This window comes from Aporhodopirellula sallentina SM41 (genome assembly GCF_000346505.1).
In the GTDB taxonomy this organism is placed as follows: Bacteria; Planctomycetota; Planctomycetia; order Pirellulales; family Pirellulaceae; genus Rhodopirellula; species Rhodopirellula sallentina.
Genome location: NZ_ANOH01000206.1, coordinates 44,346 through 56,508, shown reverse-complemented (window position 1 = coordinate 56,508; position 12,163 = coordinate 44,346). Strand labels below are relative to the sequence as shown.

Annotated in this window: 9 protein-coding genes; 4 read left to right on the top strand and 5 right to left on the bottom strand. The window is 56.7% G+C overall.

Annotation, left to right across the window (positions count from 1 at the left end):
* The first annotated feature begins 153 nt into the window (after positions 1-153).
* Entirely contained in the window at positions 154-1,422 is a 1,269-nt protein-coding gene (locus RSSM_RS13430) for a hypothetical protein (protein ID WP_044302493.1), read from the top strand.
* Between the two features lie 157 nt (positions 1,423-1,579).
* The gene (locus tag RSSM_RS13425; protein ID WP_008679444.1) at positions 1,580-4,177 is read left to right on the top strand and encodes an ATP-dependent Clp protease ATP-binding subunit; all 2,598 of its coding nucleotides are present in this window, start codon (positions 1,580-1,582) and stop codon (positions 4,175-4,177) included.
* 188 nt (positions 4,178-4,365) lie between these two features.
* Here the strand turns inward: RSSM_RS13425 and RSSM_RS13420 are convergent, their stop codons facing one another.
* The 5 genes from RSSM_RS13420 to RSSM_RS13395 all read right to left on the bottom strand — a co-directional run bounded on the left by RSSM_RS13420 (position 4,366) and on the right by RSSM_RS13395 (position 8,758).
* Positions 4,366-5,886 carry an alpha-L-fucosidase gene (locus tag RSSM_RS13420; RefSeq protein ID WP_044302483.1) on the bottom strand — a complete coding sequence of 507 codons (1,521 nt, stop codon included), beginning with the start codon at positions 5,884-5,886 and terminating at the stop codon, positions 4,366-4,368.
* A gap of 444 nt (positions 5,887-6,330) precedes the next feature.
* A complete protein-coding gene (locus RSSM_RS13415) occupies positions 6,331-6,639 on the bottom strand; it encodes a hypothetical protein (protein ID WP_008679441.1) in 309 nt (102 codons plus the stop codon).
* A gap of 40 nt (positions 6,640-6,679) precedes the next feature.
* Complete coding sequence (locus RSSM_RS13410; RefSeq protein WP_236621129.1) at positions 6,680-7,108, bottom strand: HU family DNA-binding protein; 429 nt, start codon at positions 7,106-7,108, stop codon at positions 6,680-6,682.
* Between the two features lie 330 nt (positions 7,109-7,438).
* Positions 7,439-7,915, bottom strand: a complete 477-nt coding sequence (locus tag RSSM_RS13400) for a YkgJ family cysteine cluster protein (RefSeq protein ID WP_008679437.1) — start codon at positions 7,913-7,915, stop codon at positions 7,439-7,441.
* A 270-nt stretch (positions 7,916-8,185) separates the two neighbouring features.
* On the bottom strand, positions 8,186-8,758 hold the full coding sequence (locus RSSM_RS13395) for a carbon storage regulator (RefSeq protein WP_008679435.1): 573 nt from the start codon (positions 8,756-8,758) through the stop codon (positions 8,186-8,188).
* An 811-nt stretch (positions 8,759-9,569) separates the two neighbouring features.
* Here RSSM_RS13395 and RSSM_RS13385 point away from each other — a divergent pair.
* Together RSSM_RS13385 and RSSM_RS13380 are read left to right on the top strand one after the other, a co-directional pair.
* Positions 9,570-11,642, top strand: coding sequence for an NAD(+) synthase (locus RSSM_RS13385; RefSeq protein ID WP_008679430.1), 2,073 nt, complete (start codon positions 9,570-9,572; stop codon positions 11,640-11,642).
* Between the two features lie 11 nt (positions 11,643-11,653).
* Complete coding sequence (locus tag RSSM_RS13380; RefSeq protein ID WP_044302492.1) at positions 11,654-12,142, top strand: YaiI/YqxD family protein; 489 nt, start codon at positions 11,654-11,656, stop codon at positions 12,140-12,142.
* Positions 12,143-12,163: the final 21 nt, after the last annotated feature.

Sequence of the window (12,163 nt, the reverse complement as noted above, 5' to 3'; positions counted from 1 at the left end):
CGACGAGTCCTTGATGCGTTAGTCACGCAAGGGGATTCCTTGCGTCATCCACTACGATTCCACCCGAAAGCCACGTTGCAGTGGAATACTAGTGATTTCGACGAAACCGTCACGCGACGCCATCCCGCCTCCGTTCTCCTTCCGAGCCCCGCCGTGAACGACGCCCCGACTTCCGCACCCGCCCTCGATCCGCAACTGCTGCAAAAACTCAGCAAAGATCCCGCCAAGCGAATCGACGAAGTGATTGCGTTCTATCGTCGAGAACGCCGACCGGTGGAATTGTTCGAAGCGATGAAGATGAAAAGTCGGATGCGGTTCGGGCTGCCGATGATCGCACCGCCCGATGAGAAACTGGGCATGCAAACGCCCCGCGAGGCGGAGATTCAGCGCGGCCTCGAGGAAGGTTTGCTCGATGCGTGTCGACAGGCCGGGGCGATGTTGATCGAAGACGGCAAGATCGGCGAAGGGTGGATGTACCTGCGTCCGATCGGCGACCCGGCGTTAGCCAAACGACTGTTCTCGACCGTCGAGATCACCGAAGACAACTACGACGAAATGATCCACGTGTTGCTTCACGAGGGCGTCGATCTCGAGCGTGGGTTCAACGCCGTGCTGCAGCAGCAAGGCACCTGTAACTCGATCACGCTGTACGATTCAACGATCTCCAGTCGAAGCCGTGAAGACAAAAAAATCGCGGCAAAATGTCTGCTCATTCATCTCTTTGACGAACTCGATGAGCGCGTCCGCGAAGACTTTGCACAGCGTGCGTCCGACAACGGGATCGATCCTGACGCTATTCAGCGCGACCGCGACAACGCCGTGCTCGGCGAACTCGTGACCAAGCACAAGTGGATTCTCGGCGGGGGCGGCTACCACCTCGACACCACGCATTTGGCGTCTGTGGTGCGGTTTGCGCAGGTTTTGGACGATCCCGGTTTGCTCGAGAAGGCTTTGCAATTGTGCCAATATGGCCGACAACTGCCACCCGATTTTCAGTACCCCGGGGAGGAGCCTTTTGTGGATTTCTACCCCGCTCATGCGGCGTTCTTCTCCGCACTTCTGGGGAAAAATGTAGACACTGCGGTACGATTATTTGGGCAGCGAGCCCGTACAGTCGATTCAATCGTTCACGGAAGCGGGGCGATCGAAACCTACATCGAACTGCTCGATCGCCTCGGGCGTCCCGGTGAAGCCTTGCGAGCGGCGATGGAATTGTTTCCGGATGAAGTGCCTTTAGGGCGTGTGATGCCGGAAATGATCGAAATGGCGGGTCGGGCATCGCAAAAAGGCGACGACAAGATTGTCGCACAGCTCGAAAAGTTTTGTTTTGACCGGGGTGACCTCCTCGGGGTGGCCGCCGCCGGTGAACTCCTATCCCCCAAACCGCGTCAAACCACTAGGATGACAGCAGGCCAGTCGTAACGTAAGGTTTTGGTGTACGGTTTGCGTTGATGTTGACAGTGCTGCGAAAGATTCGCCAATTTGACAGCGTTAGAAATGTTGATGCGGGCTGTTATCCGCCAGCAGCGTTGAGGGTTCGGAACCAGATTTGAAGTTTTTGATTTAAGGACGAAAATACATGTACGAACGGTTTACAGACCGAGCCCGGAAAGTCATGCAGTTGGCTAACCAGGAGGCTCAGCGATTCAATCACGAGTACATCGGTACCGAGCATATTTTGCTCGGTCTGGTGAAAGAGGGCAGCGGCGTTGCCGCCAACGTCCTGAAAAACCTCGACGTCGATTTGCGAAAAATTCGTCTCGAAGTCGAGAAACTCGTTCAAAGCGGTCCCGAAATGGTGACCGTTGGCAAGTTGCCACAAACGCCTCGGGCGAAAAAGGTCATCGAGTATTCGATGGAGGAAGCCCGCAACCTGAATCACAGCTATGTGGGTACCGAGCACATCTTGCTCGGCCTTCTGCGTGAACAGGAAGGCGTCGCCGCTCAGGTTCTGATGAACCTCGGGTTGAAACTCGAAGACGTCCGCGAAGAGGTGCTCAACCTCCTCGGACACGGTCTCGAAGGAGCGGAAGTCGGCGAACGCGGTGGTCGTGCGGGTGAAGGCAGCGAAGGCGGCGGCAGCGGAAGCGGCAGCAGTAAGAGCGGCAAGAGCAAGACTCCGGCTCTGGACAGTTTCGGCCGCGACCTCACGGAACTCGCTCGCAAAGGCGAATTGGATCCGGTCATCGGACGGGCTCGCGAAATCGAGCGTGCGATTCAGATTCTCTGCCGACGTACCAAGAACAACCCGGTCCTGCTCGGGGAAGCCGGTGTCGGTAAGACCGCGATAATCGAAGGTTTCGCGCAACGCGTCATCAGTGGCGAGGTGCCTGAAATCCTCAGCGAGAAACGCATCGTCGTTCTCGACCTCGCGATGATGGTCGCCGGTACGAAATACCGTGGACAATTCGAAGAACGAATCAAAGCCGTGATGACGGAAGTGCGTCGCGTCAAGAACACGATTCTGTTCATCGACGAATTGCACACACTGGTGGGAGCCGGTGGGGCGGAAGGCGCGATTGACGCCGCCAACGTTCTCAAGCCTGCTCTCGCCCGTGGTGAAATCCAGTGCATCGGTGCGACGACCCTCGATGAGTACCGCAAGTACATCGAGAAGGACAACGCTCTGGCACGTCGTTTCCAAGAGATCATGGTCGAACCGACCGGGACCGAGGAAACGATCGAGATCCTCAAGGGGCTCCGCGAGCGTTACGAAGAACACCACCGCGTTCAATTCACCGACGACGCTGTCGTCGCTGCGGTCGAGATGAGCGAACGCTACATCACCGCACGTTGCCTGCCCGATAAGGCGATCGACGTGATCGATGAAGCCGGTGCTCGTGTGCGACTCCGCTCGATGACTCGTCCACCAGACCTCAAAGAGATCGACGAGCAAGTCGAAACGCTGAACAAGGACAAAGAAGACGCGGTTGCTAACCAAGACTTCGAGAAAGCCGCAAACCTGCGTGATCAGGCTGAGAAACTTCGTAAGAAGAAAGAGAAGATCACTCAGGAGTGGCGTGAGAAGAGCCAGCAAACCGATGGCGTCGTCGACGAAGAAGTGATTGCCGAAGTGGTCAGCAAGATGACCGGCATTCCACTGACACGTCTGTCGACCGAGGATTCGCTGCGTCTGCTCAAGATGGAAGAGGAACTGCACCAACGTGTGGTCAGCCAAGAGCAAGCCGTTACGGCGATCGCGAAGGCTGTCCGGCGTAGTCGTTCGGGTCTGAAAGATCCGAAACGGCCAACCGGTTCGTTCATCTTTGCCGGTCCAACCGGTGTCGGTAAAACGTTGCTCGCCAAGGCGCTCGCGGAATACATGTTCGGCGACCCTGACGCGCTCGTGCATATCGACATGTCGGAGTACATGGAGAAACACAACGTCAGCCGTCTGATCGGGGCGCCTCCCGGATTTGTCGGTTACGAAGAGGGCGGTCAGCTCACCGAGAAGATTCGCCGTCGTCCGTACGCGGTTGTCCTGTTCGACGAAATCGAAAAGGCACACCCAGACGTTTTCAACATGTTGCTGCAAGTGATGGAAGAAGGCCGTTTGACGGACTCCTTCGGTCGCAACGTCGATTTCCGCAACACGATCTTGATCATGACCACCAACGCGGGTGCTGAAGCGATCAAGAACGAAGCGGCGTTCGGTTTTGCCAAACCAGACGGCGATGCGAGCTACGATTCGATGAAATCACGCGTGATGGATTCGATCGAACGCGTCTTCCGGCCTGAGTTCCTCAACCGACTCGACGACACGATCATCTTCCGTCACCTGACGACGACCGACCTCAAGGGCATCATCGATTTCGAACTGCAAAAGGTTCGCGAGCGATTGCTCGAACGTGGATTGGCTCTCGAATTGACCGACGACGCGAAAGAGTTCTTGGTCAAGAAGGGAAGCAACCTCGACTACGGTGCTCGTCCGTTGCGTCGTGCCCTCGAACAGCGAATCGAAGACCCGCTCGGCGAAGAGTTGCTGCGTGGAACGTTCGTTGGCAAGGACACGATTGTCATCGACGTCCACCGCGACGACTCCGGCAAGATCACCCGTTTGAACTTCGAAGGCGAAGTTCGCGGATTACCTGATCCAAAGGATTCCGAAGAAGCCGTCGGCGCGAGTGCAAGCTCCGAAGGCGAAAAATCGGAAGACTCGTCGGACGACAAGTCCTAAGTCGACGGTAGTCGAGCTGAAAGAACGAAAGAGCGTCTGAGCAATCAGACGCTCTTTTTTTATGCGCCTCGAGCTTAAACGCCCGTAGCTGAACTCGCCAAGAGTTGAGAGTCGTGCAGCAAGTAGGAGCATGCCACCTCGTTGACAGTCAACCGAAGTCTGGCGACTCCGGCTACATTTGGTTGGTCCTATTCGGCGGACTCGAATCGAACGCGGAATGCGTAGGCGGCTTCGCAGGGTTTTTCTTGGTTGGTTTGGATGACGAGGGCTTCGTCGGTTTGTTCCCACGTGATGTTTTTTGGTCCGCTGATGAAGTCGACCGAGGCGATGGGGTGGGTAACGTGAGGGCTGCCGTGTCGGAGGGTTTCGATTCGGAAGGTTCCGTCTTCGGGCCACGCCAGTGAGATCGCGTAGAGCGTTTCGTTCTTGCTCGTGAAGCGGATGTCGGCGGCGACCGATTCGACATCATCGTATTCGGTGTGATGTTGGTGTTTGAATCTGTTTTCGCCGGCGGCAAACTTCGCAGGGCCCTCACCGTAGACTTTCCATGGACGCGTGCCGTAAATCGCTTCGCCGTTGATTTTGAGCCAGGCTCCGAAGTCACGCAGGATCGCTGTCTCGCGTTCGCCGATTGTCCCGTCCGGTTTCGGGCCGATCGAGAGCAACAGGTTTCCGTTCTTGCTGACGATGTCGATAAGCTCATCGATCAAGAAGTCCGACGACTTGTAATTCTCATTGATGATCCAAGTCCATGAGATCTTGCCGACGGCGGTATCGGTTTGCCATGGCAGTTCGCTCGCCTCGCTGCGTCGGCCGCGTTCAATGTCGAGGACCATCAGGTCTTCCGGGAACGACTCGAACCGCATGTTCTTGTCTTGGAAAACGACTCCTTTATTCCACTCGAGACCTTTGTTGTAGTAGTACGCCATGATCTTCTTGTGCACCGGAGCGAACCCGGGTTTGTCGAGCCCGAAATCGAACCACAAAATGTCCGGTTGATACTGATCGACGATGTCGGTCGTGCGATCCCACCACTGGTCGAGGAACTCCTGCGTCGGTGGCGCATCCTTGTCGACCGGTTTTCCGTAAAGGTCTTGGTACTGCGGGTCGTTTGTGTCAAAGGTCGGGTCCCACTTCGGGTAGTACTCACGGTTCCACGCGAAGTGCGACGAGAGTCCGACTTTCAGGTCGCGGTCGCGTGCCGTGTCCACGAGTGATCGCATCACGTCACGTTTCGGGCCAACGTCCACCACATTCCAACGCGTGTGTTTGGACGCGTACATGGCGTACCCGTCATGCATCTCTGCAACGGGGACGATGTACCGTGCACCGGATTCGACGAACAGCGATACCCATTCCTCCGGTTGGTAGTTTTCCATTTTGAAACGTGGAAAGAAGTCCTTGTATCCGAACACCGATTGATGCCCGAAATGAGCTTCGTGATACCGGCGGATATCAATGCCGTTGGGGACGTACTTTTGCACGTACATCCATTTTCCGTACTTGTCGTTGCCGACCTGAGGAACCGAAGCCGGGCCCCAGAAAACAAAAATTCCAAACTTCGCATCGCGGAACCATTCCGGGCATTCATAGTGGCTCCGGATCGAATCCCAATCGGCCTCATAGCGAAAAGTTTCTTGAGCTTGGAGCGGTCCCGCAATCAAAAAAACAAACGCGAGCAGACTGGCCAGGTGCCGTTGATGGTTCATGTTGTGAATCAAAAGCCGGAGGAGATTAAAAGGCGGAGAGAGAAAGGATACTCATTCCGAAGGGACGGTATCTTCTCGATGCGCAATATTTCACCCGGCGCGTAAACAATTTCACCCGGCGCGTAAACACTGTCCGGCGTCTGGACTCTATAGGGGTGTTCCCTTGCTGGGATCGGCTGATGCCTTGGCTCCAGTCGTTGGAGTGAAGGCTCTAGCCGATTGGGGCGCAGTGCGCTAACGAGAACGCTGTAGTCTGGATTTCCGTGCATGCCCGTTGATCAGCGTTGATGATGCACGCCTGCCCAAGCAACGCCTTGGACTCGCAAACGAAAATAGGACCGATTCCCTTCCACCTGTCGTGCAGGCGGAAAGGAACCGGTCCTATCGATATGGACTGTTGCGCCCGGACGTATGCAGGCATCCAGGCGTTTGTCGTTGTTCTGCTTAGAGGACGCCGCCGTGGGTACGGATCGGAGTCAGGTGACTCGGTGCATCGAGCTGCCAGAAGCGTTCCCATTCGTCGACGATGGCACGCAAGTTTTCCGAAGTATAGAGCAACTGTTGCACACGGCGTTCAGGGCGAGCCGAATAGATCGGCACGAAGCATCCGACGCTGGTCGAAACCGCGACCATCAAGGTCAACCCGAGGATCATTCGCATGGCGGCCGATTTCAGCGCGGAACGAGTCCGGGTCGCTGGGCCAGCCGAGGTTTTGGCTTCGGTGGCGTCGATCGCCGCTGTCGAAAGTGTCATCTGGGGTTCCTCCGTGAACAACAAGCGTTCGCGATTCCCACTATCCCCAGTTGCCGCTCGGGCTGATGGGGCCGTCTGAATCGCGAGGTGATTTTGAATTTTGGTTTAAACGGTCGGTGGATTTTGGATCCGAGGTGCCGGGTTTCCCCGAGCGTGCGGTGCTGGATTCATCCGTCATGTCCAGCCAATCCGGTCGGCTGGGTTTTTCGCTCAGCTCCTGAACTCGCTGTTCCATCACCTTTCCAGGTTTGAAACTGACGACGTACTTTTCAGGGACGTGAACTTGTTGGCTCGTTTTGGGGTTCCTCGCGTTGCGAGCGGCTCGAAGTTTGACTTCGAAGACGCCAAAGTTTCGCAACTCGATTCTGCCTTCGCGAACCAAGGTTTCGACGATTGAATCGAACGTCCGTTGCACAACCTCTTTGGTCTGCTGCTGGGTCAATCCGAGTTCTTCGGAAATGACTCGCACGATCTCTTTTTTCGTCACTCCGTCAGCACTCCCAACCCAGTGGACTCACGATGCCGAACAGGCGTGGATCGCGTCGGAAGGACGCAAATCGTTGACTCTGCACGACTTAGGAGCCGTCACTGTATGGACGTTGACGGGCGAGTGTCAAGCCGACGTAGCCTTGGAAAACAGGATGGAATTGGAATCCATCTGGTTGCCCGGTACGTCGCCGATTAACCCGCACAATGGGTATCGACTGGCGCAACCGTTAAAGTCCAATCAATCTGAAGAAATTCTGGGATCCCCACCAAATCTCGAATTTTTGTCGAGATCCGAATGGCGGGTGGGCTTTTAGACGGATTTCTCGGTTCGCCGGACCTCGATTTCCTCGAGGGAATACAGCGGTCCGGTTCCGGCACCGGGGCAGACCTCGCAGGTTTCTTTCCAGTCGGCGGGAGACGCCAAAGTGCTGTCCCAGAACGGCCAAGTTCGGCACTGGATCGGCCGAGATCGATACACCATGCAGTGCCGCGATTTCGGATCGAGGAAAATGCAGTCGCCGTCGGGATATTCGATGAGGCTGATCTGCCGCCCGACTTTTCGGGTGAATTTTTCCTCAAATTGCTCGACCGTCATCTGCATCTCAGCGGCCATCGCGTCGATTTCGGCCGGATCGACAAAAACGTATCCCGGCTCGCCGCTGCAGCATTGACCGCACTGGGTGCATTCGAATCGAAGCCCCTCGGCGTACCACGGATTCTGACCTGGCGATTGGGAGTCCGGCGGTGAATGCGGCGTTTTTGGGTGAGGGTCGTTCGGTCGGGGCACGGGACGAGACAGGCACGGTGGAGCGGACGGGTGATTGTGAGGGCCACCCAGGCTATCAAACCCAAGTAACCGATCAACCAGTGGTCACCGGTGTCCGCCAATTGCCATCGCCCAGAGCATTAGGAAATTCGACGTGTCGGATTCCCGTAGCTGGATCCACTCCTCGTAGCTGGATACGCGAGATTTCAGGCCCCGACGTTTGGCGACATCGGCCGCATCGTTCCCAAATTCGCTCCAGCCTTCGCCTCTCGCGCGGGGCGGTGAAGCGACTTACGGGGCGGTGAAGAACGATGCCAGGGGAGCACGATCGCGGCTCGAACGAATTTCGCTCGGAGCGTTCTCGCGGAGCGTGCCGTCGCGGTCGATGGTTCCCGAGAACAACTGGATCGAGCTGCGTGGCGAGTCGTCTCCTCCGAGGCAAGGTTGGTTGCCACCGTCGGACGTTTCGTCATCGATTTCTTTGCCCGCGGCGATCATTTCGTCGGCTGACATCAGTCCGTCGACGACCTCGTTGCGAATGCCACGGCTCGAGGAATTGGGTTGTTCTGTGTTCGGTTCAGTTGGTTGCGGGGCGGCGGATGATGTGGGGGCAGAGTCTAGGAAGTTGCGAACGCGGTTGGTCGGTGCTGCCTCGGGCTTTGCGACGGTTTCGGCGTCGGCAGAGGCCTCGTTCTTGGTAGTGGTTTCAGGCGTCTCTTTGTCCAACTCGGCACGCATGACTCGGACATCGCGGGGGGCTTCGATGCCGAGACGGATTTGATTGTTGCGAAGCTTGACGACGGTGATCGTGATGTCGTCGCCGATTTTGATTTGTTCTTTAAGTTTTCGTGACAGAACCAACATGGCATTCTCCTTATTGCCTAGGCTTCGTTGCTTGCCAAAGGAAGCGAACGAAAGTACCAGGACTGTAACTCGAAAAGATGTGAAAGGCGGGGCTACCGTTCGAAGTCCTTCCTTCTCGCGGCAACGAAAGAGCGTTAATGCAGAGGGTGTGCCAAACCGGTTTGGAAAACATTCGTTTTATTCGCAAGTGCTTTGTTATTAGCGGTTTGCGATGATTTGGTGTTTTTCCGGTTTCCGTTTTTACAATCGGCCATTGGAAGGAATTACAAGGTCTTCACCCTGGATTACAAAATGGAGGGCAGTGTTTCGCGGCAACTGCAACAAAAATCACACAGCCGTTATACTTTGCCATCCCGTCTCGCCTGAGGAGCAGGTGGGCCCGGGGAAGGTTCGCATCGTGCGAGATGATTTGCTCGAGATGATTTGTTCCGGGGGATCTCAACGCGAGTCAGACCGCAGGGCGTCGGCAACGTTTCGAGCCTGCCTGAAAACTCATCCGCCCAACGGCGGTAGCCGCGGTTCAAAAGAGAAAACAGGAGTTCGGCGAAACGTGGACTCGAAAAGAACGAAGCTCGAAAGAAACGAAGCTCGACATAACCGGAGCGAACGCCCGCCGGCGAATCGACTCACTTAGGTTGTTCGGAGAGGCGCGTGCCGTCTGCAGCATCTCAAGTTTGCAGCGTTCGGCGCGAAATCGTCGGGCGTTCTGTTTCTCGGTAAGTTCCCTTCGCGGTGCGTTGCGTCTCGACGCCCACGCACACCTACTCTGTCCTAAGTCACGCACTCCCGCGCACTCGAAAGCCCATTGAAGATGGCCAACGAAGTTATTCCTGATCCCTTACGACAGCACGGCTACTATCGGACCACAGCGGCGTCACCGGAATTGCGTGTGGCCGATCCTGCGTTCAATGTGGCGGCATCGATTGAAACGATTCGTCAATTCGAGGATTCTGATCTGGTTGTGTTGCCGGAGTTGGGGATCACGGGGTACACGTGCGGCGACCTGTTTGCGACGAAGCAACTGTTGCGGGCGGCTTTGGACGGATTGATGCGGTTGGCTGAGTCGACTGTCGGTCGGTCGGGGTTGGTCGTCGCGGGGTTGCCGATGGAGGTCGGGACGAGCCTGATGAACGTGGCCGCCGTGATCGGCAATGGCCGCGTTCATGGCGTGGTCCCAAAAACATTCCTGCCCACTTATCGCGAGTTCTACGAGGGGCGGCATTTTCGTGCGGCGAGCCAGTCGGATCCGGCGACGATTTCACTCGGACGTCAGGCCGTCCCGTTCGGAACGGATTTGCTGTTTCGTGACGGTGACGCGTTGGTGGCGGTCGAAATTTGCGAAGACCTGTGGGTGCCGGTGCCTCCGAGCAGCCATGCGGTGATCGCGGGGGCAAACGTGGTCGTGAATTTGTCGGCCAGCAACGAGACGGTCGGCAAAGCACAGTGGCGACGCGACCTCGTTGTCAGCCAATCCGGACGGCTGATTTGCGGGTATGTGTATGCGTCCGCCGGCGGAGACGAATCGACGAGCGATCTAGTCTTTGGTGGGCATTGTTTGATTGCGGAGAACGGCAGTCTGTTGGGCACGTCGCGTCGCATTGGCGACGGCGAGCAACCCGTCTTACCCGGGGCGACCGCGCTGACGCGTGATCTCGATCTGCAAAAGCTCGCTCACGATCGACGCGTGATCGGATCGTTCGATGACTTCCGTGATTCGTTGCCGCGGCCCTACCGCACCATTGATGTTGGACGAGACGATTCGGCGAGTTCAGCCGACGAGAACGCGGCGGTGAAGAGCCGAACCCGTGTGATTCGACGAATCGATCCACATCCGTTTGTTCCGGATAACTTTGCCGAGCGGGAGGAACGTTGCGCGGAGATCTTGGCGATTCAAACGGGCGGGTTGGTCAAACGGCTTAGCGGCTTGCCGGACGATTTGCCGTTGGCGATCGGAGTATCCGGTGGGCTCGACAGTACGCTCGCGTTGCTGGTGGCGGTCGGTGCGGTCGATCACCTCCAACGGGATCGCGGCGTGATCAAAGCGCTCGTGATGCCCGGTTTCGGAACGACCGACCACACTCGCGACAACGCGCTGGAGTTGGTGCAACGCCTCGGCGTGACGTGTCAGAACGTCGACATCCGGCAACTGTCGCTCGATACTTTCGTCGGGCTGGAGCATTCGCCGATGGGGATCGAGGTGGATGCAAAAACCGAAATCGCTGCCTTGCAAGCACGACTGCAAGCGACGCCGGATGACGCGTATGATTTGGTATTCGAAAACGTGCAGGCCCGAATGCGGACGTTGTTGTTGATGAGCCGTGGGTTTGTTCTCGGTACCGGCGATTTGAGCGAGCAAGCTCTCGGGTGGAGCACCTACAACGGCGATCACATGTCGATGTACAACGTGAACTGTTCGATTCCCAAGACGTTGGTGCGATACCTCGTGCGTTACATCGCTGACCACCGCTACGACGAACAAATGCGAACGTTGCTGCACGAGATCGCCGACACACCGATTTCGCCGGAGCTGCTGCCGCCGACGACGGATGGAAAAATCCGTCAGAGCACCGAGGCGTCGCTCGGGCCTTATGAGTTGCACGACTTCTTTCTGTACCATTTCATCCGCAGCGGTTGCGACGCGGCGAAACTGCACTTCCTCGCCTCTCAAGCCGAGTTCAGTGAACCGCACAGCGAGGAGACGATCACCCGGACACTGCAAACCTTCATTCGACGGTTTTTCAACAGTCAGTACAAACGCAACTGTGTTCCTGACGGTCCGAAGGTCGGTTCGGTTTCCTTGTCACCACGAGGTGATTGGCGGATGCCGGCGGATGCGTCTTCCAATGCATTTGATTTCCATCCAAAAAATGAGGATCGCAAATAGCCGTGTCTTCGATGAAAATTTGGATCGACGCGGACGCGGCGCCTACGGATGTGAAGACAATCATCTTCCGAGCGGCTCATCGTTTGAACGTCGAGACGATCTTGGTCGCCAATCAGAAAATCTCCACGCCGGCCAATGCGCCCACCATTCGATCGGTGGTGGTTCGCGAAGGTGCCGATCAGGCAGACCGATACATCGTCAAGCACGGCGAGAAGATGCAGCTCGCGATTACCGCTGATCTTCCGTTGGCGAACCATTTGGTCGAGAAGGGTCTGCTCGTCATCGATCCGCGTGGCGAAGAATACTCAGCCGCAAACATTGCCAGCCGTTTGTCAATGCGGAACTTTATGGATTCACTCCGTGGCAGCGGAATGGTTACCGGCGGGAGTGCCCCCTACGGGGACAAAGACAAGAAAGCGTTCGCGGCAACGTTTGACCGGCTGCTCCACAAGGCGATTCGTCACTTCGCGAAATTGAACGCGAACGACGAGAACGTTTAGTACCTATCGGAACCTCGACAG

What these genes read in the sequence shown, in the direction of transcription:
- RSSM_RS13425 (WP_008679444.1), top strand. Translation starts at nt 1,580, where the DNA reads ATGTACGAACGGTTTACAGACCGAGCCCGGAAAGTCATGCAGTTGGCT.
- RSSM_RS13420 (WP_044302483.1), bottom strand. Translation starts at nt 5,886, where the DNA reads ATGAACCATCAACGGCACCTGGCCAGTCTGCTCGCGTTTGTTTTTTTG.
- RSSM_RS13415 (WP_008679441.1), bottom strand. Translation starts at nt 6,639, where the DNA reads ATGACACTTTCGACAGCGGCGATCGACGCCACCGAAGCCAAAACCTCG.
- RSSM_RS13395 (WP_008679435.1), bottom strand. Translation starts at nt 8,758, where the DNA reads ATGTTGGTTCTGTCACGAAAACTTAAAGAACAAATCAAAATCGGCGAC.
- RSSM_RS13385 (WP_008679430.1), top strand. Translation starts at nt 9,570, where the DNA reads ATGGCCAACGAAGTTATTCCTGATCCCTTACGACAGCACGGCTACTAT.
- RSSM_RS13380 (WP_044302492.1), top strand. Translation starts at nt 11,654, where the DNA reads ATGAAAATTTGGATCGACGCGGACGCGGCGCCTACGGATGTGAAGACA.